The organism is uncultured Salegentibacter sp., assembly GCF_963972535.1.
GTDB lineage: Bacteria > Bacteroidota > Bacteroidia > Flavobacteriales > Flavobacteriaceae > Salegentibacter.
Genome location: NZ_CAXAVR010000036.1, coordinates 1 through 23561, shown reverse-complemented (window position 1 = coordinate 23561; position 23561 = coordinate 1). Strand labels below are relative to the sequence as shown.

Below are 23561 nucleotides of genomic sequence, written 5' to 3'. Positions count from 1 at the left end.
AGACCGTATTTAGCGATTTCCATATCAATCTTTCCATTGCCTTTAATTTGGGCAAAATCCCGAACACGACGAAGCAATGCATTCGCAATTCGAGGTGTTCCGCGACTTCTCCCTGCAATCTCTATTGCAGCATCAAGGCTAATAGGCACACGAAGAATTTCTGAACTACGCTGCACAATGTCTGAAAGCAATTCTGTTGAATAATATTGTAAGCGACTGGAAATACCAAAACGCGCCCGCATAGGCGCTGTTAGCAAGCCAGAGCGCGTGGTGGCTCCTATTAGGGTAAATGGGTTTAGATTAATTTGAACCGTTCTGGCATTAGGTCCAGATTCAATCATAATATCTATTCGGTAATCTTCCATTGCTGAATAAAGATATTCTTCAACAACCGGACTTAACCTATGAATTTCGTCTATAAAAAGAATATCGCGTTCTTCCAGGTTTGTTAGTAATCCCGCAAGGTCACCCGGTTTATCCAAAACGGGACCTGAAGTAACTTTAATTCCTACCTCCAATTCATTAGCCAAAATATGCGCTAAAGTAGTTTTCCCCAAGCCGGGAGGTCCGTGAAAAAGGGTATGGTCTAAAGCTTCACCACGTTGATTAGCAGCTTCAACAAAAACCTTAAGGTTATCCAGAACCTGATCCTGGCCGGCAAAATCAACAAAACTTAAGGGGCGCAATGCCCTTTCGATATCAAATTCTTCAGGAGAAAAATTCTCTCCGCTGGGATCCAGGTTTTCATTCATAAATCAGCAAAATTAAAGATAAGCTAGTTTAACAAAGATAAGTAAAATAGCGCGGGCCAAATTTAAAAGAACTTAAGTTATAAATTCAATTAAAATGTATTTACAAAACCTATAAAAAGTAAAAACCTCTCCGTTGCCGAAGAGGTTTTAAAATCTATTTTATTCAGTTTTAATGATTCAATTCTTCTTCGTGATCCTGAAGCGGAACATTCTGCGGAACAAAATCCTGACCAGGAAGCACATAATCTGTACCTTCAAGGTTCATTTTACTATAATCGTAAGACCAACGGTAAACTGAAGGAATAGCTCCAGGCCAGTTTCCGTGAATATGCTCTACCGGAGTTGTCCATTCTAAAGTAGTTGAATTCCATGGGTTCTGAGTAGCTTTTTGTCCGAAGAAAATCGAGCTAAAGAAATTATATAGGAATACAACCTGTACACCCGCTGTAATAAGGGCAAAAACGGTGATAATCACGTTAACATCGGCAAGGTCATCAAAATATGGGAATGCCGTGTTGGTATAATAACGTCTTGGTAAACCTGCAAGCCCTATAAAGTGCATTGGGAAAAATACCCCGTAAGCACCCACTGCGGTTATCCAGAAGTGAACATAACCAAGGTTCTTGTTCATCATTCGGCCAAACATCTTAGGGAACCAGTGGTAAACCCCGGCTAAAAGACCGTAGATGGCAGAGATACCCATTACCAGGTGGAAGTGGGCAATTACAAAATATGTATCGTGAACGTTAATATCTAATGTTGAATCTCCAAGGATAATTCCTGTAAGACCACCGGTGATGAATGTTGAAACAAAACCGATTGAAAACAGCATCGCGGGGTTCATTTGCAGGTTACCTTTCCAGAGCGTAGTGATCCAGTTAAAGGCTTTTACTGCAGAAGGAATTGCGATTAATAAGGTTGTAAATGTAAATACTGAACCTAAGAATGGGTTCATCCCTGAAACGAACATATGGTGACCCCATACGATTGTAGAAAGGAATGCAATTGCTAAAATTGAAGCAACCATCGCACGGTAACCAAAAATTGGTTTACGAGAGTTTGTTGCTAAAACTTCTGAAACAATACCCATTGCAGGCAGAATTACAATATAAACTTCGGGGTGACCTAAGAACCAGAATAAGTGTTCAAATAAAACCGGAGAACCTCCCTGGTGGCTTAACACTTCTCCTTCAAGATAAATATCACTAAGGAAGAAAGAAGTACCAAAACTTCTATCCATTATAAGTAATAGTGCCGCAGAAAGTAATACCGGGAATGAAACCACACCAATAATAGCGGTAACAAAAAATGCCCAAATAGTAAGTGGAAGTCTCATCATAGACATTCCTTTGGTTCTAAGATTAAGAACGGTAACAATATAGTTAAGTGAACCTAAAAGTGATGATGCAATAAAGATAGCCATAGAAATTAACCAAAGGGTCATTCCCATTCCTGAACCTCCAATAGCCTGAGGCAGTGCACTAAGCGGCGGATAAATTGTCCACCCGGCAGATGCAGGACCAGATTCTATAAATAACGAACTAAGCATAATCACACAAGAGATAAAAAACAACCAGTATGAAAGCATGTTCATAAATCCAGAGGCCATATCCCGTGCGCCAATTTGAAGCGGAATTAATAAGTTACTAAACGTACCACTTAAACCGGCAGTTAGTACAAAGAATACCATAATAGTACCGTGAATGGTTACCAAAGCAAGGTAAATAGAAGGAGTCATTACTCCGTCTGGAGCCCATTTATCTCCTAATAGCCATTCAAAAAGCATAAAAGATTCTTCTGGCCAGGCTAATTGCATACGGAAAAGCACGGACATCATAATCCCTACTATTCCCATTAATATACCCGTAATAAGATATTGCTTGGCAATCATCTTATGGTCTGTACTAAATATATATTTAGTAATAAAAGTTTGTTTATGATGATGTCCGTGATCGTCGTGGTGATCGTGAGCCGGTGCTGTTGCTATTGCTGACATATCTAAATTATATTCTTTTTAGTTCTGTTATTCTTGTGATTCCAAAGTTGTAGCAAACGTATCCTGTTCACTCAACCATTCGTTATAATCTTCCTCGCTTTCAACAATAATCTTCATCTGCATATTGTAGTGCGCGTCACCACAAATCTTGTTACAAAGCAGGAAGTAATCAAATTCGTAGGAATCTAATGGCGCTTCTCCTTCAGCCATTAAAGCCTCGCTGTTATTTTTTCTAATTTCATTAATGGTTTTTACTTTATCTACCATATACTCTGAATTCCTCATTTCTTCAGTAGTAATATCTGGAGTAAAAGCAAACTGGGTAACCATACCGGGTACTACGTTCATTTGAGCTCTAAAGTGAGGAAAATAAGCCGAGTGTAATACATCCTGAGATCTAAATTTAAACAATACTTCCTTTCCTACTGGGAGGTGAAGCTCTGTTGTAATCTTATCATCATCTGCATAAGGATCATTTTCATTTAATCCCACGGTGTTTATCCCTTCAATAAAACGTACGTTAGCTTCCCCTAAAGTATTATCTTCTCCAGCGTACCTGGCTTGCCAGCTAAACTGCTTGGCATAGATTTCAACAACAATAGGATCATTATCTTCGCTTATATTCATAATATCACTCCAGGTAAATAATCCATAGATTATTAAACCTGCAAGAGTAATTACCGGAATAATAGTCCAGATAAATTCAAGTTTATCGTTATCGGCAAAAAAGAGTGCTCTTTTCCCCTTTTTCCCCTGATATTTATAAGCGAACCAGTGTAGCAAGGCCTGGGTAATAACCTGCACCACCATAATAAGTCCGATGGAAATAAACATTAAAGTATCTACCTGGTTTCCGTGTTCTGAAGCAGCTTCTGGAAGGTATAATTTACTCCAATGCCAAAAGCTATAAGCCATACCTACATAGATAAAGATCATAAACCAAAGCATTAGTTTGGCTTGTTGTCTATTATCGTTGTCGTTAGCTATTTCAGAACTCTCGGCTCCCGGCCCCTGAGACATCTGAAAAATCTTAGACATTTGCCAACCGGTAACGGCCAAAAGGGCTAATACTATTATTACTAAAAATACGGTCATTTTATAAGTTCTTCTTTAAACAATCAAATCTTTTATTAATAGTGGAAATGTTCACTTTCCTTTATAAATGGGTTGCGTTTAGCAAGTAACGGAGCTTTAGTTAGCGCGCTAAAGACCACAAAAGTAAACAATCCTCCAAAGAAAAGTACTGCACTTATCTCAGGAATTCCAATAAACCATGATTCTCCCACAGTTGCCGGCATTACCATATTAAATACATCCAGATAATGACCTACAAGTATAACGATACCCGTCATTACCACAAACCAGTTTACTCTTTTATAATCACTATTCATTAATACAAGTAATGGGAATAGGAAGTTTAACACTACCATACCAAAGAATGGTAACCCATAATTTTCAATTCTACTAATAAAGTAAACTACTTCTTCTGGAATATTTGAATACCAAATAAGCATAAATTGTGAGAACCAAAGGTAAGTCCAGAAAATACTTATACCGAACATATATTTGGCCAAATCGTGTATATGGCTATTATTAACAAATGGTAAATAACCTCTTGATTTTAGATAAATACTTACTAAAGCAATTACAGTAATACCTGAAACGAACATACTCGAGAATACATACCATCCAAATAAAGTACTAAACCAGTGTGGATCTAAACTCATAATCCAATCCCAGCTCATAATAGATTCTGAAATAAGGAAGAATACTAAAAATCCTGCTGCAAGTTTAAAGTTCTTTTTAAAGTAATAGTTATCTGTTGCCTCATCCAATCTTCTTGAGTTTCTTACTAAGAAATGTCTAAATAGGAACCAACCGGCTAAAAATATGGCGGCTCTTATTAAGAAGAAAGGTACATTTAAATATGCTGTTTTATTTTGAATAATCTCATCGTGCGCTACAACTTCAGGATCCATCCATACAAATAAATGGTTCAAATGAAAACCGGAAAGCGCTAAAAGCACAAACATAATGATCCCACCGGGAACAATGTAAGCCGAAATGGCTTCCATAACCCTAAATAAAACCGGAGACCAACCTGACTGCGAGGCATATTGTAAAGCATAAAAAGCTAAAACACCTAAAGAGATCATAAAGAAAAAGAATGCCGCTACATAAATTGCCGCCCAGGGCTTATTCTGCAACTGGTGTAATTTATGCTCAAGATGTTCGGTATCATGTGCGCCTGCTTCTGCAGCGTGATCACCCTCTGCATTTCTACCAGGCTCATCATCTAATAACATCCCGTGTTCTGCTTCAGCGAAGTTAGCTTCCCCTTCTTCGGCATGAGATGTTTCACCGTGATGCTCTTCTGCAGCCATCATTTCCCTAACATCATCCAAATTTGATGGCGCCTGTAAAAACCCAATCACGAGCCCAATGGCACCAACAATCATAAAAATAATTGCTGTTAATTTTAATTTACTGGATAGCGTGTACATATTTATAGATCTAAATGCTTTATTCTTAATTATTGTTTTGCTCTTCAGCGCCGGTTACAGCTCCTTCTCCCTGTACCTCTTCAGCATTTTCCTGAGCTCTTTCTACTTCTACTGGGTTTGCTTCAGCAATAGAGGCTTCTTTTACTTCTTCAAAAGGAATTTCTTCACCACCTTCTAACTCGTTCTTAAGATTCATCACATAATGCGTAATCTTCCAACGTTCTTCTTCACTGGTTTGCGCGGCATAAGAACCCATGGTGTTTAATCCGTAGTAGATTACGTGGTAAACACTACCTTCGGTAATAGCCCGTCCGGCATCATCGTAGGCTGGAACCCCAAGTATTTTTTCTCTTTCAGCAAGAATACCCTGGCCATCACCGTTGTCACCGTGACAAACTGCACAATATATGGTATACAATTGTTTTCCTTCATTTAGATTATCTTCCGTGTAAGGCAAGGGATTATTAAGGTTGGCTTTGGCATTTGCCATGCCATCTGGGGTATTTTCATAATCGTAAGGCATCCAACCTCTAGGGATAGAACCTTCTACAGGGAGTTTTGCCTCCTGTCCATTTTGAAAAATATCATATTCTCCATACGCCTCATAACCTATAGGCTCATACATATCTGGCATAAACTGGTAATTAGGCTTATCGCTATCTGCACAAGACATTACAAAGCCCCCAACCAGGAACAATATTATCGCTTTATAGAACAAATTTCTCATTCTGGCTATTTATTATCTATTAATTTAATTTCAGCGGCACCGGTATCGTAAAGGAATTTGGTTAACTCATCTACGTTATGATTTGCTGCATCTATTTCCATCAAGAACATATCATCGGTTGTTCTAACGTCGGGATTTTCAGCTTGTTTAAATGGCCACAATTTACTTCTCATATAAAAAGTAATTACCATAAGGTGAGCTGCAAAAAACACGGTAAGCTCAAACATAATTGGCACAAAGGCCGGCATATTTTCAATAAAACTGAAACTTGGCTTCCCTCCAATATCCTGGGGCCAGTCTTCAATCATTATAAAATTCATCATTGCAACTGCAACTACAAACCCTACTACACCGTATAAAAAAGAGGTTATAGCAAGTCTTGTTGGCGCAAGGCCCATAGCTTTATCCAAACCGTGAACAGGCATTGGAGTATAAATTTCACCAATATGATAACGGGCCTCTCTTACCTGCTTTACAGCTTGCAAAAGCAGGTCGTCATCATTATAAATAGCGTGTATAACTTTTGATGCCATCTTAATTACTTATTTTTTAGTTCAGTTGCCTGTGCTACCCAATCTTCACGTTGTGCTGAATTAGGGAAGTTCTCTATTACTTCATCAAGCAATTCAAAATCATCCTGGGTAAGTTTACTTACCTGAACATAGGTATAAAGACCTACCTGATGTAAACGCTGTTCAAGGAAAGGACCTACTGCCTTAAGTTTTTGTAGTTCATCTGCCGTTTGATTCTCAGGATTAAATGAACCTGTTCTTTCCAACATTTCGTCTATTCTATCCTTTTGAACTTCAGACAGCGTTAATGCATCTGCATTTACCGTTTCATTATGCCCATCATTATCGCCTTCTTTATAAGCATCTTCATCATCCATTTTTTTATCAACCTTATTAGCGATATTCTGTTTAGGCTCACCTACATTTACAGGAGTATAATGTTTAACATCATCTCCATGCTCGGCTCTAAGCTTTTTGTATTTAGATCCAGATGATTTAAGTATAGTTTTTACTTCCGCTTGCGCAATTACAGGGAACGATCTGGCATATAAAAGGAACAATACAAAGAAGAATCCTAAGGTTCCAATAAAAATACCAATATCTACAAAGGTTGGCGAAAACATTGACCAGGAAGATGGAAGGTAATCACGGTGAAGTGAAGTTACAATAATCACAAAACGCTCAAACCACATCCCGATGTTTACCACGATAGAGATAAAGAACGAGAACATAATGCTGGTACGTAGTTTCTTAAACCACATAAACTGTGGCGAAAATACGTTACAAGTCATCATTGCCCAATAAGCCCAGGCATAAGGTCCTGTTGCCCGGTTAAGGAACGCATATTGTTCATACTCCACTCCAGAGTACCACGCAATAACAAGCTCGGTAATATAGGCAACCCCAACAATAGAACCGGTGATCATAATTACTATGTTCATCAATTCAATATGCTGTATGGTAATATAATGCTCAAGATTAGAAACCTTTCTCATAATAATAAGAAGGGTGTTTACCATTGCAAAACCAGAAAATACCGCTCCTGCAACAAAGTAAGGAGGGAAAATTGTGGTGTGCCATCCCGGAATAACCGATGTAGCAAAGTCAAAAGATACAATAGTGTGTACTGAAAGTACCAATGGAGTTGCCAACCCGGCAAGTACCAAAGAAACTTCCTCAAAACGTTGCCAGTCTTTTGCACGCCCACTCCAACCGAAACTTAAAATTCCGTAGATCTTTTTATTAAAAGGGGTAATTGCCCGGTCACGAATCATCGCAAAATCGGGAAGTAAACCTGTCCACCAGAACACAAGCGAAACCGAAAGATAAGTTGATATCGCAAATACATCCCAAAGCAGTGGCGAGTTAAAGTTAACCCATAACGAACCAAATTGGTTAGGAATAGGAAGTACCCAATAAGCTAACCAGGGACGACCCATGTGAATTAAAGGAAACAAACCAGCCTGCATTACCGAGAAAATTGTCATCGCCTCTGCAGAACGGTTAATTGCCATTCTCCATTTTTGTCTGAATAATAAAAGTACAGCCGAAATTAGCGTCCCGGCGTGACCAATACCTACCCACCAAACGAAGTTGGTAATATCCCAGGCCCAGCCTACAGTTTTATTAAGCCCCCAGGTACCAATACCTGTGGAAATAGTGTAAATTATACAACCTACACCCCAAAGAAAGGCAACAAGGGCAATTGAAAAGACAATCCACCAGGATTTATTCGCCCTTCCTTCTACCGGCGCAGCCACATCCACGGTAACGTCGTGGTAGCTTTTATCCCCGGTAACTAAAGGCTTTCGTATAGGTGCTTCGTAATGAGACATATCCTTTTTTAATTGATTTCTTTATTAATTTTATTAAGCTTCTGTTGTATTCCTAACTTTTGTTTGGTACATCACATTAGGTTTAGTACCCACATATTCCAACAAGTGATACATTCTATCATCTTCTTTTCTATCGCGAATTACTGCTCCTTCTTTGTTAATATCACCAAAGGTCATAGCGCCTTTATCACAAGCAGCAGAACAAGCCGTTTGGAATTCACCATCTTCAATTTCTCTTCCTTCACGCTTGGCATCAAGAATTGTTTTCTGTGTTTTTTGAATACACATAGAACATTTTTCCATCACCCCTCTAGAACGTACTGTTACATCAGGATTAATAACCATTCTTCCAAGGTCATTATTCATATGGTAATCAAACTCTTCGTTTTGAGCGTAATTAAACCAGTTGAAACGACGTACTTTATAAGGACAGTTGTTTGCACAATATCTTGTACCTACACAACGGTTATAGATCATTTGGTTTTGTCCCTGTCTTCCGTGAGAAGTTGCAGCAACAGGACACACAGTCTCACAAGGAGCGTGGTTACAGTGTTGACACATTACAGGTTGGAATACTACCTGCGGATTATCTGCCGGCTCTTCCAATTCACCAAATTCAGAAAGAGAACTTCCTAAACCAGAGATATTTTCTTTTTTATCAAGATCGTTTATAAAAGTATCTTCAGAAGAATAATACCTATCAATACGCAACCAGTGCATATCACGAGATCTTCTAACTTCACTTTTACCTACAACCGGAACATTATTTTCGGCGTGGCAGGCAATAACACAGGCACCACAACCGGTACAGGCATTAAGATCTATTGAAAGATTAAAATGATGACCAATACTACGGTCAAAACCATCCCACATATCAACTTCAGGAGATGTTACCGGTTTTTCAACGTGATCTAAAGAAACATTTGGAACAGAATTCCATTCGCTAACATTTCTTGTATTGAAAATTTCCAGCGTGGTTTCTTTTATAATATCTCCACGTCCCATTAAGGTGTTGTGAAGCTGCACACAGGCAAATTCGTGCATACCGGAAACTTTTTCAATAGTTACCGACTGCACAGCATTTAAATTCTTATATAAAGGATAAGCGTTTACACCTACCTGCATTTCTTTTTGCAATCCTTCTTTCTTACCGTAACCAAGGGCAAGTCCTACTGAACCTTTAGCCTGACCAGGCTGAATAATTACAGGAACATTATTAACCGTTGTGCCATCTACAGTTACGTTAACATAGCTTCCGTTTAAACCTCCATTAGAATCATTATCATTTTCTAAACCTAAAGCTTCAGCATCAGATTTAGAAACAGTTAGATAATTATCCCAGGATGCCCTGGTTAGAGGGTCTGGCATTTCCTGCAACCACGGGTTGTTAGCCTGTTGACCATCACCCATAGATGGTTTTGTATAAAGCGTTAACTCCATACCTTCACCTTCTGCAGAACGCGCCAATTCACTGGCCGCCGTGGCCACATTTACAGACCCGGAACCTTCAGCAATTTCCACATTTACAGGCGAAGTTGCTTCAAAAACACCATCGTGAAGGGCAGTATTCCATGAAGAAATATTACCACTCCAGGTTTCTTTTATATAATCGTGATAAGATTGATTATTATCTGTCCACTTCAACAAACAATCCTGAAATTGTCTGGTATCAAACAATGGTCTAATTGCAGGTTGCATTAAACTAAAGTTTGAAGTAGTATATTGAATATCACCCCAACTCTCTAAGTAATGAGGAGTCGCGGCTACATATTTACAAAGTGTAGCAGTTTCATCTGGGCTCATACTAAAGGCAAGAGAAACTTCTACATTTGCAAGAGCTTCAGCGAATTCTTCTCCATTTGGCAACGAATAAGCAGGATTTACCCCAGCCATTAACACCGCACCAACAGATCCAGATTTCATATCTTCCACAGCTTGCATTACTGCCTGAGAATTACCCTGGCGAATCATTCTGGCATTAGCGGTATCCATAACACCACTTCCAAGAGCTTCATTAATTGCAAGTACTAAAGCCTGTGCATTATCATCTGGAATCCCAGAAACCACAACAGCTCCACTTCCAGCCTTTCTTAATTGGCGAGCCGCTTTAACAACCGCATCGTCAATTTTAGCAGGTAAATTGCTGGTAGAAGATCCACCTGCAACATATCCATAAAGCGCAGCCAAAACAGCTTTTTGCTGAGATGGTGTTACAGGAATACGCTTATCTGCATTTGCACCACTTAAGCTCATATTAGATTCAAACTGAATATGACGGGACATTTTACCTTCTTTCGGCACACGGCCTTTAGCATAGCCCGCATCATAACCACCACCCTGCCAGTCACCAAGAAAATCGGCTCCAACAGAAACTATGGTTTCAGCTTTAGAAAAGTCGTAATTTGGTAATGCACGTTGTCCAAATTTAGACTGGAATGCATTTAAAGCAGCATCTTCAGAAACCGTATCGTAAACAACGTGACGAACATTTGGATACTTTTCTGAAAACTCATTGATCAATTTTGCAGTTGAAGGACTGGCAAAAGTTTGCGTCATTAAAACAATATCACCAGAAACATTATTAAGGGCATTTCCAACCTCACGGTCAAACTCTTCCCAGGAAACATTTCTTCCTTCAATCATTGGGCGTTTCACCCTATTAGCGTCATACATTGACAATACCGAAGCATGAACACGAGAGTTAACCCCGCTTTTAGACTTCGACAATTCATTATTTTCAATCTTAATAGGTCTTCCTTCCCTGGTTTTTACCAGTACACTGGCAAAATCAAAACCATCGGCAATTGTAGAGGCATAGTAGTTAGCCACCCCGGGAACAATACGCTCTGGCTGTACCACGTAAGGAATAGACTTAATCACAGGACCTTCACAGGCAGCCAATGAGGCCGCTGCTGTACTAAACCCAACATATTTTAAGAAATCCCTTCTTGAAGTTTTTGAACTTTCAAGAGAATCTTTATCCCCAAGAAATTCATTAACCGGAATCTCTTCAGCAAATTCTTTTTGTTGGAGCGTCTCAACAACAGAGCTGTTTTCATTTAGCTCTTCAACACTTTTCCAGTATTTTTTGTTTGATGACATATATATCTAGATATTAACTTCTTTATTAACCCCGAACACCCGGGAAAAAATTTTTAGTAATGGCATTTGGCACATTCAAGACCACCCATTTGAGCTACTGTAAGCTCCTCTACACCATACTTTTTAGACAATTCATCGTGAATTTTCTCATAGTACTCATTTCCTTCCATTCTAACTTTGGTATCACGGTGGCAATTAATACACCATCCCATAGTTAAAGGAGCGTCTTGATAAACCACTTCCATCTCTTCGATTGGACCGTGACATTTCTGACATTGCACCCCGGCAACCGATACGTGTTGAGAGTGATTAAAGTATGCGAAATCTGGAAGATTATGAATACGAACCCATTTAACCGGTTTTTCCTCACCAGTATAATCCTGTTCTGCCGGATCCCAACCTACAGCATCATAAAGTTTTGCAATTTCACCGTCATAAAATTCTTTTGAATATTCAGCCGTAGCAGTTTCTGGAGCTACTTCTGAAATTGATTTATGACAATTCATACATACATTAAGCGATGGGATACCCGCCTGCTTAGATGTTCTGGCTGAAGAGTGACAGTATTTACAATCTATCTGATTATCACCAGCGTGAATTCTATGTGAATAATGTATTGGCTGAATTGGCTCATAACCCTGATCTACCCCAACCTGCATAAAGAAGCCGTAAGCAAACCAACCAATTACCAGTAAGCCAAAAACAGCACTTATTAAAACAAGGAATTGATTTTCAACGAAAGACTTCCAAATTGGTTTTCTTTTAGGTTTTTCAGGAACTACAACACCACTTGCCTGAGCAAAATTTCTAAGTGTTTTGTTTACGAGGAATAATACCGCAAGCAGCATTACCAGAACGAACACCAAAATTGCAAGAATAACATTTACCGATACACCACCACCAGAAGAATCTCCTCCACCTGACTCCCCACCGGTTTGCGCCGCTTGAGGTTCTGGTTTCGGCTGTTCTACATAAGCAAGGATATCATCAATATCAGCATCTGATAATTGAGGAAAAGCCGGCATTGCGGTTTGATTATACTCTTCGTAGATCGCAACGGCCTGGTCGTCTCCAGACGAAATTAAATCCTGGCTGTTTTTAATCCAGCGGTACAACCAATCCATTTCTCTCTTCTCGGTAACGCCGTGAAGAGCAGGACCAATACCCGCGGAATATGGTTTGTGACAGGCAGCACAAAGTGAATTAAACAGAGATTTCCCATTCGCAGGATCCCCGAGATCTGACGCAGCAGCTGCATCAGCTTCTGAAGATTCACCCGATGATTCATCGGTTTGCTCCTGGCCTTCCCCTGCGGCATCCTGAGAGGCCTCCTCCTGTGCAATTCCCAAAACGCTAAATGAGATAAAAAATGCTACACTTAAGAGCAATAGTCGCGAAGTTGAGTGGCGGTATTTCACCTTTTTCATATTATAAGTTGAATTAACGTCTTAACTTTGGTACGGTTTTTAAAGCCTTAAGCCTTAGTAATATTAACACTTTGTACCCTTAAATTCGGCAACAAAAGTAATACTTATAGTCGATTTTAGGAATGTTAGATAAGTGTTAATCGGTAATTTATATCAGTTCTAAATAATAAAACCAGGCTTGTTTAAGTTATTAAATTATACTTTTGCCTTAAATAAATAACTATGAGAAAATTAAGCATAAACAAAATACTCTTAAGTTGTTTTCTTTCAGGATTTTCTTTACTGAATTTAACAGCTCAGGAAGGCCAGATAAATATAAGCGAAGACGATAAGCTCTCTAAACTTTTGGAGTTAAAATCTGAAATGAGCGAGAATAATGAAATTGGAGACCGCTATAAGATTCAACTTTTCTACGGAAATAATGGAGAAGCAAACGAGGTAATAAAAGATTACCGAAGCAAATTTGAATACCCTTCACTAATCGCTTACGAAGCGCCTAATTATAAGGTTTGGGTTGGTAACTTCAGGAATCGTTTGGAAGCCGACAGGGCGCTTTTAAAAATAAAAGAAAGCTTCCCTTCTGCTTTTATTCCAAAACCCAGACGCAGATAATTCTTCAGCAAAAAATTAATTTAAATAGACTTTTAATTTATTTTAAATAAAATCATAAAAAAAGCGGCCCTAAAGCCGCTTTTTTCTATTTAAGAGTAAAACTTAATTATTTAAGTTTCTTTTTCACTTCTACTTCACGGAATGATTCTATAACATCCCCTTCTTTAATATCGTTGTAATTCTTAACCTGGATACCACAATCGTAACCTTTAGCTACTTCTTTAACATCATCTTTAAAACGTTTTAATGAAGCAAGTTCGCCGGTGTAAACCACCACGCCTTCGCGAATTAAACGTATTCCAGAACTTCTGTAGATTTTACCAGAGGTAACCATACAACCTGCAATAGTTCCTACTTTAGAAATCTTAAAGGTTTCTCTTATCTCTGCAGTACCAGTGATCTCTTCTTTAAGCTCTGGAGAAAGCATTCCTTCCATCGCATCTTTAAGATCGTTAATAGCATCGTATATAATCGAGTAAGTTCTGATATCAATTTCTTCCTTATCGGCTACCTGTCTTGCATTTCCAGCAGGACGAACGTTAAATCCAATAATTACCGCATCTGAAGCCGAAGCAAGTAACACATCACTTTCTGTAATAGCACCTACTCCTTTATGAATAATATTCACCTGAATTTCTTCAGTAGATAATTTAAGGAAACTATCGGTTAATGCTTCTACAGAACCATCAACATCACCTTTAAGGATAATATTAAGTTCTTTAAAGTCACCTAAAGCAATTCTACGTCCAATTTCATCAAGGGTAATATGACGCTGAGTTCTAACACTCTGCTCACGTTGTAACTGAGTTCGTTTAGCGGCAATGTCTTTAGCTTCACGCTCATCTGTCATCACTTTAAACTTATCACCCGCTTGCGGCGCACCATCAAGTCCAAGAATAGAAACCGGCGTTGCTGGCCCTGCTTCTTTAACCTCGTGTCCACGTTCATCGTGCATTGCTTTCACCTTACCACTATGGCGACCTGCTAATACATAGTCTCCAATTTTTAAGGTTCCTGCCTGCACAATAATGGTAGCAACATAACCTCTACCCTTATCAAGGAAAGCTTCTACTACGGTACCTGTTGCAGTTTTAGACGGATTAGCTTTTAATTCAAGAATTTCAGATTCCAGTAAAACTTTCTCAAGAAGTTCTTCAACTCCCATTCCTGTTTTAGCTGATATATCGTGCGACTGAACTTTACCACCCCAGTCTTCAACAAGCAAGTTCATCCCTGCCAGTTTTTCTTTAATTTTCTCTGGATTCGCCGTTGGCAAATCAGATTTATTAATCGCAAAAACGATAGGAACACCGGCAGCCTGGGCGTGAGAAATAGCCTCTTTGGTTTGCGGCATCACATCATCATCTGCAGCAATTACAATAATCGCGATATCTGTTATCTGTGCACCACGGGCACGCATCGCTGTAAAGGCTTCGTGACCAGGAGTATCCAGGAAGGTCATTTTTTGACCGTTTTTAAGCTCTACACCGTAGGCTCCAATATGCTGTGTAATACCTCCGCTTTCCCCGGCAATAACATTTTCTTTACGAATATAATCCAGCAAAGAAGTTTTACCGTGGTCTACGTGACCCATTACAGTTACAATTGGTGCTCTTTCTTCGAGATCTTCAGGATTTTCAGGAACTTCTTCTACTGTTTCCTCGATATCTGCAGTTACAAAGTCTACTTCGTAACCAAATTCATCTGCAACAATAGAAAGTGTTTCAGCATCTAAACGCTGATTCATTGTTACCATCATTCCAAGAGACATACAGGCCGAAATTACTTTCGTTACCGGCACATCCATCATCGTAGCAACTTCACTCACGGTTACAAACTCTGTAACCTTAAGGATTTTACTATCTGTTTCCTGCTGTGCAAGATCGTCTTCTGAACGTTGACGGTGTTGATCTCTTTTATCTCTTCTATATTTAGCTCCTTTACCTTTACCAGATTTACCCTGAAGTTTTTCAAGGGTTTCTCTAACCTGCTTTTGAACTTCTTCTTCGCTAGGCTCTTCTTTAGTAATAGGTTTAGCTCTTTTTCTAGGGGCTCCTTTCTTACCACCACCCTGGTTTGAAGCTCCAGGCTTCACATCTTTACTAATTCTACGACGACGCTTTTTACGCTTTTCTTTCTCCTTTTTCTCTTCGGCAGCTTTCTTTTCGTCTTTCTTCTTTTCCGGTTTTTTAAATTGAGAAAGGTCAATTTTCTTTCCGGTAAAGTTAGGGCCGTTAAGTTTGGTATAATTAGTCTTATGAGTCATTGACTCAGCCTCTTTAGGCTCTTCTTCTTTTTCTGAAGGAGTTTCCTCTTTTTTAGAAACTTCTTCGGGCTTTTTCTCCTCTTTAGAAGGTGCTTCTTCTACAGGTTTTTGAGGTTCAGGCTTTTCTATTTCGGCTTCAGGCTTTTTAGCTTCCTCTGGCTGCTTAGATTCGGCTGGCGCTGGTTTCTCCTCTTCTTTTTCGGCTTTCTTCTCTGGTTTTTTATCCAGGTCTATTTTACCTACTTTTTTAGGACCAGCTAATTTAGCTCTGGCAGTAACTGCCTCTTCTTTGCGCTTCTCGTCCTCTTTCTTCTCCTCGGCTTTGCGCTTTTCTTCGAGCTCTCTTTCTCTTGCTAAACGCAATTCTTCCTTCTCCTTTCTTTTTTCCTCACCAACTTCTTTAGACTCGACTTTCTTAGACTTATCGGTCTCAAATTCATCAGAAAGCACCTGATAAACTTCGGATGAGATTTTGGTAGTAGGACGCGCCTCAATATCGTGACCCTTAGAATTTAAAAATTCTACAGCCCGGTCTAACGAAATATTGAATTCACGTAATACTTTGTTTAGTCGCATTGTTTTTGCTTCAGCCATAAATTGCCCTCTAAATTAACCTCTTTTAATTATTATATATTCAATGAGTTTTTTACTACTCTTCAAATTCTTCTCTTAAAACCTTCACTACTTCTCTAATGGTTTCTTCTTCTAAATCGGTAAGTCTAATAAGGTCTTCCAATTCCTGTTCCAAAACACTTTTTGCAGTGTCCAGCCCAACTCTTGAAAATTCCTTAATTACCCAATCTTCAATTTCATCAGAGAATTCCTTCAATTCTACATCTTCCTCAACCCCTTCTCTAAAAACGTCTATTTCGTAACCGGTTAACTGCCCGGCAAGCCTAATATTATGACCTCCACGGCCAATGGCTTTAGAAACTTCTTCCGGCTTCAGCATAACCTCGGCCGTTTTATTTTCTTCATCTAATTTAATAGATGTAATTTTTGCAGGACTCAGCGCCCGGGTAATATATAACTGATCGTTATTGGTGAAATTAATCACATCTATATTCTCATTCCCCAATTCACGTACAATACTATGAATTCTGGACCCTTTCATACCTACACAGGCACCAACAGGATCAATTCTATCATCATAAGTATCTACAGCTACTTTAGCCTTTTCACCAGGAACACGAACCACATTTTGAATGGTAATTAATCCATCAAAAACTTCAGGAATTTCCTGTTCAAATAGTTTTTCAAGGAATACCGGAGCCGTACGTGAAAGTATAATTGTGGGCTTATTTCCTTTAAGCTCTACACTTTCTATAATTCCTTTTACGTTATCTCCTTTTCTGAAAAAATCTGAAGGAATCTGGCGATCTTTTGGTAAAACGATCTCGTTTCCTTCGTCGTCTAACAAAATAATGGCTCTATGCCTAATATGATGAACTTCTGCGGTATAAATTTCGCCTTCAAGCTCTTTAAAGTGCTTGAAAATATTGGTGTTATCGTGTTCGTGAATTTTTGAAATAAGATTTTGTCTTAAAGCTAAAATTGCACGGCGCCCCAAATCTACAAGTTTTACTTCTTCTGATACATCTTCACCCACTTCAAAATCGGGCTCAATTTTTCTGGCTTCAGTAAGTGAAATTTCCTGGTTAGGATCTTCTACCTCACCATCGGCCACTACAACCCGGTTTCTCCAAATCTCTAAATCCCCTTTATCTGGGTTTACAATAATATCAAAATTATCGTCTTCACCATATTTCTTCTTTAACGCACTTCTAAACACATCTTCAAGGATGGCCATAAGCGTTACACGATCTATCAATTTGTCATCTTTAAACTCTGAAAATGACTCAATCAAGGCGATATTTTCCATATCAATTTGAGGTTAAAATGTTATCATAACTTTAGCGTCTGTAATCTCAGAATATGGCAATACCGCTTCTTTTTCTACGGTATGCTTTCCTTTTCCTACCGGTTTTGGCTCCCTGGCTTTCCAGTTAAGCTTAATCCCGTCCTGATCTACATGGGTTAAAGTTGCTTCAATTTTTTCGTTATTGGTAGTCACCTGTAGTTTTCTACCCAGGTTTTTCCTGTATTGCCGTTCCAGGTGTAAAGGCTCAGAAACTCCAGCCGAACTAACTTCCAAAGAAAAATCTTCTTCTTCCCTGTCTAGATTGTGTTCAATCTTGCGACTTACCGCAATACAATCGTTAACAGAAACCCCATTATCACCATCTATCACAACAGATATCTTGTTGTCGTTGGTAATGTTTAGGTCTATTAAAAATAGTGAATTATTTTCCTGGAAAGCTTCCTTCAACAAATTTTCTACTTTATCCTGCAACATAGCTTATAAAAAGAGGGGACTTTATGTCCCCTCGCTGTACTTTTTTAGTTTCAACGCTGCAAATATAATAATAATTTCAGAGAAAGAAAACCAGACTTTAAATGAAATTTTATACTTAACTTTAATAAAGCAATCATTTTTAATCTTTTAGAGGAATTAATGAAAAAGATACTCGTTCCTACCGACTTTTCTGATACCGCCGAACATGCATTAAAAATTGCGGCGCAATTAGCCAAAAAACATAATAGTGAGATCTATCTTCTACATATGTTAGAGCTACCCATGCAGCTTATAGATCCTGTGGCCGGCGGCAATAGCCAAAATTTACCAGAATCTATTTTCTTTATGAAACTGGCTCACCAGCGGTTTGCAAAACTTATGCAAAGACCTTTTTTAAAAGATATTAAAGTTCACGAAACCGTAATGTTTCACCAGGCTTTTGAAGGAATTATGGAAGTTAGCGAGGATTATGATTGTGATATAATTATTATGGGTTCTCACGGCGCGAGCGGTTTTAAAGAAATGTTTATTGGCAGTAATACTGAAAAAGTGGTGCGTTCTTCCCATATACCGGTACTTGTTATTAAAAATGAACACGGGAATTTTGAAGTTGAAAATTTTATTTTCGCCACAGATGCCGATGGTAGCAACAAACATACGCTAGAGAAAGCTTACAACTTTGCGCAATTAATAGAAGCAAAATTCCATTTACTTTTTATAAACACCCCTAATAACTTTATTACCAGTACCGAGGTAAGGAAGCGTATAGATAATTTTATTTCAGGTTTTAATATTCACGATTACGAGATGCATATTTATAACGACGTGAGCGTAGAAAAAGGAATTTTAAACTTCGCTATGAAACAGAAAAAAGCTTTAATTGGGATTAGTACTCACGGCCGCAAAGGTTTGGCCCACTTTTTTAATGGAAGTATTAGCGAAGATTTAGTAAACCACGCCAATATGCCGGTTGTTACCTTCAAAATTTAAAGAAAGGATTTTAAAGCACCGTTTCTAACATTTTTCCATAGGTAATTCCAGAAAGATTTATTTTGGGTTCGTTGGGTTTTTATGCCTTCCTGCTCTTTTTCTTCTGAAGTGGCATCATTATTTACAATTAGATTGGCTAATGCCGAAAGAAACTTATTCTCCTCTTCCCCGTCCTTTTGCAGTACTTCTACTTTAAAATCTTTGTACACCAGTTTCATATCTCCGGTAGAATTCTGATTGTTCCCAGTAAAATTAAATCGCATATCTCTAATTCCACCTTCAGCTTTCACGTTTAAGGCCGGCTCCATAAACTGGTTAATCCCTTCGCTGGAAATCCTATCCATTTGCCCGGAAATTGAGAATACATCAGCTCTATTTGAGATATCAAAATTCCAGTTTACATTTAATTTGGCCTCCCCCTGAAACTGAGTTTGCACATCAATATCTGTTCTGGGAAAATCTTCAGCATCCATATTTACATTGCTAATATTATAAATACTGGCATTAAGATTTTTAAAAGTCACTTTTCCGGGTCCTCTCTTTGGATTCACCAACTCCTGGTACTGTATTGCCAGGTTATTAACCTTAAGCGTATCTATTTTTAGCTTAAAAGGCAGTTCTCTAATCATTTTACTATACATAGGCTTTTGCCGGGGATCATCTTTCACTTGTTTATCCCGGTATATCTTAATATCGCCATTGGTTATTGCGGTAGTGCTACTTTCAAGACTAAGGGAATCGTTTTTAAAACTCCAGTTAAAAGATTCTAAAGCTAATTCTCCCAGGCTCAAATCAAACCTGTCTTTTTCATAAGGAATATGTTTCTGAAATTCCTGCTTATCATATAAAGGTTTCATTTTAATATTGCTGAAGCTAAGAGAGTTCTCCTTCATTTTCATCTTTTCAACATACATATCATGTAAATCGTTGAGATTGAAAAATAAACTATCTGAAGTCATTTCGAGCTCCTCGTAATTAAAAGGTAGTGCACTTTTTAAAGATTCTCGATTTACACTTACTTGTTTTAAATTTAGAGAAGGGATATTTGCAAAAAGCTGCTCTTTAACCGAATCGTTTTTAGCCATTTTAAAATTGCCATCAATCACCTCAACCGATTTGATTAAAAGGTCTATTTCAGCAGAATTTCCTTCTTCTGAAGTGTCTTTTTCTTTTCCAGCTTCAGTATAAATTGTCACTTCCGGTTTAGTGAATTTTAAGGTATTTATTTCAATATTTTTATTGCTTATATATTCAAAAATATCAATCCCGTCTATCTTAATTTCTTCCGCATTAATTTGCATTCCGTTCTTTTTATAAACGGGATTACTTATTGATGCACTTCTGCCAAGGAGGCTTGCATTAAGGTCTTCATATTTAAATTCGGCCTTTTTAAGATTTTCTTCCAGGGCAGTTTCCATTTTGTTTTCAATAAACATATTGCCTCCAATTATAGCAATAGCCAGAACAATAAGAATAACAATAAAACTCAGGAATAATTTAGATTTTTTCTTCAAACTCGCATTTTTTATGACCGAAATTTACATTTTCAAAACACTTAGCCTCACTGTTTAAGAGTTTTTAACTTAAAAATTTAACCCCAAAGTCTTCTTTGCGTTAAATTTTAGCAAAAGCCTATAAGTATCAAATTTTCAATGGTTTTTGATTGTATATTTGCCCCGTAACCTAATAGAAATTATGATTTTTAAGCTTAGTATAAAAATAGTATTTATTGCCGTAGAAATTTTTCTTGCGGTGTATAGTTTTGCGCTAAGCGACAGCCTTCTTATTAAGTTTCTATTTTTTGCAGTTACTGCAGTAATTGTGGCATTTTCTGTAACTAAAATAACTAATAAATTACTACCTATAGATAAAGACTATATTTCTTCGGAAGAAGAATCTGAAGAAAATTAAGAGTCAAAGTTTTAAAAGAGTAAAATCCGGAAGATATATTCTTTCGGATTTTTTTATATTTTGCCCTTACGTATGAAGTTAATTTGCATTTCAGACACTCATAATAAGCACGAACAAATTCCTATTCCCGGGGGAGACATTTTAATTCACGCGGGAGATATTACCGAAGGAGGAACTAAAAGGGAAGTGGTAGATTTCCTAAAATGGTTTTCTTCACAGCCACACAAACACAAAATTTTTATTGCCGGCAATCATGATTTCTTTTTTGAAAAATCCAGCAAAGAAGAAATTCAGGAAATTATCCCTGAAAACGTTCATTATTTAAAGGAAAGTGAAATTACAATTAACGGTATTAAATTTTGGGGCTCCCCGGTAACTCCCGGTGATGGCACCTGGGCTTTTAACCAACCGCAAACCCAGGAAATAGATGCTCACTGGGAAAAAATTCCTGCAGATACTAACGTACTCATATCTCACACTCCACCTTATAAAATTAAAGACGTTTTAAATAATGGAAGGCATATTGGTTGCGCTTCGCTATTTAAAACCATAGAAAATCGTGAAATTAAGTTTCATATTTTTGGCCACGTGCACGATTCTTATGGAATTACTACTGTAGGAGGAACAAAATTTGTAAATGCGTCCTGTTTAGATAATAAATACCGATATCTTCACCCGCCACTCGAAATAGCGATTAATTAGATACAAAAAACTTCGTTTCACCGCTATAAGGGAAACCCCTTAAACTTACTGTAGTACTTTTCTCTCACATAAAGGGCTTCTAAGTTTAAAAAAAATACAAAAAGTTTATTTAGTCGTTAAATATTTGCTAATCATAGGATTATTAGAACTTTTTTAACAGAGAAAAGGAAATCATGGTGTAATTTAGCGAACGCTAACACCTAATACCAACACCTATGAATAATAATACTAACCCAAATACCACATTAGATGAGGTAAAAAACCTGATTTCTTACAGTATTTATAATTTTGATTCTGAAGAGAATTCAAATTATAATCTTATGCATCGTGCTATTATCAAAAAATATTTTGATGCAAAAAATGTAAAAATTAATTACAAGGAACAAACGGTAGATTTAAAAATACCGGTTGGAAAACGTAAGTACACAGGAATTACTTTTGAATGCCAGGATTTAGAACGTTTTTTGAAATCCTGTCTAAAAAAAGACGAAAAAAGCATGGATTTCTATCAGGAAATCCTGAATCACTACAACATTTACCACGCGGCTTAAAATTTTAAGCCCTTAAAGACTAAAGCCATACGCCCTACCGTATGGCTTTTTTATTATTTTATTTTTAATTATTTCAATACTACTGTTTCAACATAAATTAGTTAATTTTGAAGCTTTAACCCTGGAATTAAAAATACACGCTTTATACCTTATCGCTTACTATGAGTAAAAAACAGCAACCCACAGATCATAAAAAATACTTCATTTTTGAAAAGAAGAATTACCAGTTTATGTTTATAGGGCTGGCGGTAATAGCTTTAGGTTTTATTCTAATGGCCGGTGGTGGAAGCGACGATCCAAATACTTTTAATCCAGATATTTATAATTTTCAGCGTATTCGTCTGGCTCCAACTTTAGTACTTCTTGGTTTCGCAATAGAAGTATATGCTATTTTATTAAATCCCAAAAAGTAAACTACATTGAACGAATTAGATGCTGCCATTCTGGGGATAATCCAGGGGCTAACCGAATTTCTACCTGTTTCTTCCAGTGGTCATCTGGAACTTGGTAAAGCAATCTTAGGAGATAATAGCATTCCCAGTGAATCATTACTTTTTACCGTTATTCTCCACGCTGCCACAGCACTTAGCACTCTTGTTGTTTTTAGAAAAGATGTAGCAGAAATTTTTAAAGGGCTCTTTCAACTTAAATGGAACGATGAATTCAAATTTTCATTAAAGATTATTCTTTCCATGATTCCCGCTGCCATTATTGGTGTTTTCTTCGAAGAGCAATTAGAAAGTCTGTTTGGCGGCAATATTATTTTTGTAGGCTTTATGCTTATTGTTACTGCCTTATTATTGTGGCTGGCAGATAAAGCCAAAAACACCGATAAACCCGTGAGTTATAGCAATGCATTTGTTATTGGGGTAGCCCAGGCTATCGCAATTTTACCCGGAATTTCCCGTAGCGGCGCTACAATCTCTACTTCGGTATTATTAGGAAACGATAAAACAAAAGCGGCAAGATTTTCATTTTTAATGGTTGTTCCTTTAATTTTAGGAAAAATAGCCAAAGATCTTTTAGATGGCAACTTAATGGAAAGCACAACTTCTTTCTCTATTTTAGCCATTGGTTTTATTGCCTCTTTTCTTGCCGGGCTCGCTGCCTGTACCTGGATGATTAGTATTGTAAAGAAGAGTAAGCTCTCTTATTTTGCTATATACTGCTTTATCGCAGGAATTGTTTCTATAGCGGTTGCTTATTATAATTAAATAAATTTTTCTTGGAATTACTTTTCTAAGGAGAAACCAAATAAACTTTTTGAGTTATACATATAAGAGCCGTATATTAGCCCTTGTAAACATTGATTATGGAT

General features: G+C 37.7%; 20 protein-coding genes. 7 read left to right on the top strand and 13 right to left on the bottom strand.

Annotation, left to right across the window (positions count from 1 at the left end):
• From ruvB to AACZ30_RS06615, 9 genes are all read right to left on the bottom strand, one after another.
• Positions 1-752 (bottom strand): Holliday junction branch migration DNA helicase RuvB (gene ruvB, locus AACZ30_RS06655; protein WP_339648396.1); only part of this gene is annotated, 752 nt, incomplete at its 3' end.
• Between the two features lie 169 nt (positions 753-921).
• Complete coding sequence (locus AACZ30_RS06650) at positions 922-2748, bottom strand: cbb3-type cytochrome c oxidase subunit I (RefSeq protein ID WP_075325648.1); 1827 nt, start codon at positions 2746-2748, stop codon at positions 922-924.
• A 27-nt stretch (positions 2749-2775) separates the two neighbouring features.
• Entirely contained in the window at positions 2776-3843 is a 1068-nt protein-coding gene (locus tag AACZ30_RS06645; RefSeq protein WP_339648395.1) for a cytochrome c oxidase subunit II, read from the bottom strand.
• Between the two features lie 35 nt (positions 3844-3878).
• A complete protein-coding gene (locus tag AACZ30_RS06640) occupies positions 3879-5252 on the bottom strand; it encodes a quinol:cytochrome C oxidoreductase (RefSeq protein ID WP_339648394.1) in 1374 nt (457 codons plus the stop codon).
• Positions 5253-5277: 25 nt separating this feature from the next.
• The gene (locus AACZ30_RS06635) at positions 5278-5979 is read right to left on the bottom strand and encodes a cytochrome c (protein WP_339648393.1); all 702 of its coding nucleotides are present in this window, start codon (positions 5977-5979) and stop codon (positions 5278-5280) included.
• A gap of 5 nt (positions 5980-5984) precedes the next feature.
• Positions 5985-6512, bottom strand: coding sequence for a DUF3341 domain-containing protein (locus AACZ30_RS06630; protein ID WP_075325644.1), 528 nt, complete (start codon positions 6510-6512; stop codon positions 5985-5987).
• Positions 6513-6517: 5 nt separating this feature from the next.
• Positions 6518-8326, bottom strand: a complete 1809-nt coding sequence (nrfD, locus tag AACZ30_RS06625) for an NrfD/PsrC family molybdoenzyme membrane anchor subunit (RefSeq protein ID WP_075325643.1) — start codon at positions 8324-8326, stop codon at positions 6518-6520.
• 33 nt (positions 8327-8359) lie between these two features.
• Entirely contained in the window at positions 8360-11428 is a 3069-nt protein-coding gene (locus tag AACZ30_RS06620) for a TAT-variant-translocated molybdopterin oxidoreductase (RefSeq protein ID WP_339648391.1), read from the bottom strand.
• Positions 11429-11481: 53 nt separating this feature from the next.
• A complete protein-coding gene (locus AACZ30_RS06615) occupies positions 11482-12855 on the bottom strand; it encodes a cytochrome c3 family protein (protein ID WP_339648390.1) in 1374 nt (457 codons plus the stop codon).
• Positions 12856-13077: 222 nt separating this feature from the next.
• Here AACZ30_RS06615 and AACZ30_RS06610 point away from each other — a divergent pair, with 222 nt between their 5' ends.
• Positions 13078-13467, top strand: coding sequence for an SPOR domain-containing protein (locus AACZ30_RS06610; RefSeq protein ID WP_075325640.1), 390 nt, complete (start codon positions 13078-13080; stop codon positions 13465-13467).
• Positions 13468-13573: 106 nt separating this feature from the next.
• Here the strand turns inward: AACZ30_RS06610 and infB are convergent, their stop codons facing one another.
• Genes infB through rimP form a run of 3 tightly spaced genes read right to left on the bottom strand, consistent with a single transcriptional unit; the run spans position 13574 to position 18089 of the window.
• Positions 13574-16327 (bottom strand): translation initiation factor IF-2, encoded by a 2754-nt coding sequence (infB, locus tag AACZ30_RS06605; protein WP_208224140.1) that lies wholly within the window; start codon positions 16325-16327, stop codon positions 13574-13576.
• A 55-nt stretch (positions 16328-16382) separates the two neighbouring features.
• On the bottom strand, positions 16383-17615 hold the full coding sequence (gene nusA / locus AACZ30_RS06600) for a transcription termination factor NusA (RefSeq protein WP_075325638.1): 1233 nt from the start codon (positions 17613-17615) through the stop codon (positions 16383-16385).
• 12 nt (positions 17616-17627) lie between these two features.
• On the bottom strand, positions 17628-18089 hold the full coding sequence (gene rimP / locus AACZ30_RS06595) for a ribosome assembly cofactor RimP (protein WP_075325637.1): 462 nt from the start codon (positions 18087-18089) through the stop codon (positions 17628-17630).
• A gap of 159 nt (positions 18090-18248) precedes the next feature.
• On the opposite strand from rimP, the gene AACZ30_RS06590 reads away from it, so the two are divergent.
• Positions 18249-19079, top strand: coding sequence for a universal stress protein (locus AACZ30_RS06590; RefSeq protein WP_339648389.1), 831 nt, complete (start codon positions 18249-18251; stop codon positions 19077-19079).
• On the opposite strand, the gene AACZ30_RS06585 is transcribed toward AACZ30_RS06590, so the two are convergent.
• Positions 19076-20593, bottom strand: coding sequence for a hypothetical protein (locus AACZ30_RS06585; protein WP_339648388.1), 1518 nt, complete (start codon positions 20591-20593; stop codon positions 19076-19078). The two genes, AACZ30_RS06590 and AACZ30_RS06585, sit on opposite strands and share 4 nt — an antisense overlap.
• A 181-nt stretch (positions 20594-20774) precedes the next feature.
• Here AACZ30_RS06585 and AACZ30_RS06580 point away from each other — a divergent pair, with 181 nt between their 5' ends.
• From AACZ30_RS06580 to AACZ30_RS06560, 5 genes are all read left to right on the top strand, one after another.
• The gene (locus AACZ30_RS06580) at positions 20775-20990 is read left to right on the top strand and encodes a hypothetical protein (protein ID WP_075325634.1); all 216 of its coding nucleotides are present in this window, start codon (positions 20775-20777) and stop codon (positions 20988-20990) included.
• 72 nt (positions 20991-21062) lie between these two features.
• Positions 21063-21692, top strand: coding sequence for a metallophosphatase domain-containing protein (locus AACZ30_RS06575; RefSeq protein WP_339648387.1), 630 nt, complete (start codon positions 21063-21065; stop codon positions 21690-21692).
• Positions 21693-21907: 215 nt separating this feature from the next.
• The gene (locus AACZ30_RS06570) at positions 21908-22243 is read left to right on the top strand and encodes a hypothetical protein (protein WP_075325632.1); all 336 of its coding nucleotides are present in this window, start codon (positions 21908-21910) and stop codon (positions 22241-22243) included.
• Between the two features lie 161 nt (positions 22244-22404).
• Positions 22405-22656 carry a DUF3098 domain-containing protein gene (locus AACZ30_RS06565; protein ID WP_079711187.1) on the top strand — a complete coding sequence of 84 codons (252 nt, stop codon included), beginning with the start codon at positions 22405-22407 and terminating at the stop codon, positions 22654-22656.
• 6 nt (positions 22657-22662) lie between these two features.
• On the top strand, positions 22663-23457 hold the full coding sequence (locus tag AACZ30_RS06560) for an undecaprenyl-diphosphate phosphatase (protein WP_339648385.1): 795 nt from the start codon (positions 22663-22665) through the stop codon (positions 23455-23457).
• Positions 23458-23561 lie beyond the last annotated feature (104 nt).

What these genes read in the sequence shown, in the direction of transcription:
- rimP (WP_075325637.1), bottom strand. Translation starts at nt 18,089, where the DNA reads ATGTTGCAGGATAAAGTAGAAAATTTGTTGAAGGAAGCTTTCCAGGAA.
- AACZ30_RS06635 (WP_339648393.1), bottom strand. Translation starts at nt 5,979, where the DNA reads ATGAGAAATTTGTTCTATAAAGCGATAATATTGTTCCTGGTTGGGGGC.
- AACZ30_RS06590 (WP_339648389.1), top strand. Translation starts at nt 18,249, where the DNA reads ATGAAAAAGATACTCGTTCCTACCGACTTTTCTGATACCGCCGAACAT.
- AACZ30_RS06580 (WP_075325634.1), top strand. Translation starts at nt 20,775, where the DNA reads ATGATTTTTAAGCTTAGTATAAAAATAGTATTTATTGCCGTAGAAATT.
- AACZ30_RS06565 (WP_079711187.1), top strand. Translation starts at nt 22,405, where the DNA reads ATGAGTAAAAAACAGCAACCCACAGATCATAAAAAATACTTCATTTTT.
- nrfD (WP_075325643.1), bottom strand. Translation starts at nt 8,326, where the DNA reads ATGTCTCATTACGAAGCACCTATACGAAAGCCTTTAGTTACCGGGGAT.
- AACZ30_RS06615 (WP_339648390.1), bottom strand. Translation starts at nt 12,855, where the DNA reads ATGAAAAAGGTGAAATACCGCCACTCAACTTCGCGACTATTGCTCTTA.
- AACZ30_RS06650 (WP_075325648.1), bottom strand. Translation starts at nt 2,748, where the DNA reads ATGTCAGCAATAGCAACAGCACCGGCTCACGATCACCACGACGATCAC.
- AACZ30_RS06645 (WP_339648395.1), bottom strand. Translation starts at nt 3,843, where the DNA reads ATGACCGTATTTTTAGTAATAATAGTATTAGCCCTTTTGGCCGTTACC.
- nusA (WP_075325638.1), bottom strand. Translation starts at nt 17,615, where the DNA reads ATGGAAAATATCGCCTTGATTGAGTCATTTTCAGAGTTTAAAGATGAC.
- infB (WP_208224140.1), bottom strand. Translation starts at nt 16,327, where the DNA reads ATGGCTGAAGCAAAAACAATGCGACTAAACAAAGTATTACGTGAATTC.
- AACZ30_RS06610 (WP_075325640.1), top strand. Translation starts at nt 13,078, where the DNA reads ATGAGAAAATTAAGCATAAACAAAATACTCTTAAGTTGTTTTCTTTCA.
- AACZ30_RS06640 (WP_339648394.1), bottom strand. Translation starts at nt 5,252, where the DNA reads ATGTACACGCTATCCAGTAAATTAAAATTAACAGCAATTATTTTTATG.
- AACZ30_RS06630 (WP_075325644.1), bottom strand. Translation starts at nt 6,512, where the DNA reads ATGGCATCAAAAGTTATACACGCTATTTATAATGATGACGACCTGCTT.
- AACZ30_RS06620 (WP_339648391.1), bottom strand. Translation starts at nt 11,428, where the DNA reads ATGTCATCAAACAAAAAATACTGGAAAAGTGTTGAAGAGCTAAATGAA.
- AACZ30_RS06570 (WP_075325632.1), top strand. Translation starts at nt 21,908, where the DNA reads ATGAATAATAATACTAACCCAAATACCACATTAGATGAGGTAAAAAAC.
- AACZ30_RS06575 (WP_339648387.1), top strand. Translation starts at nt 21,063, where the DNA reads ATGAAGTTAATTTGCATTTCAGACACTCATAATAAGCACGAACAAATT.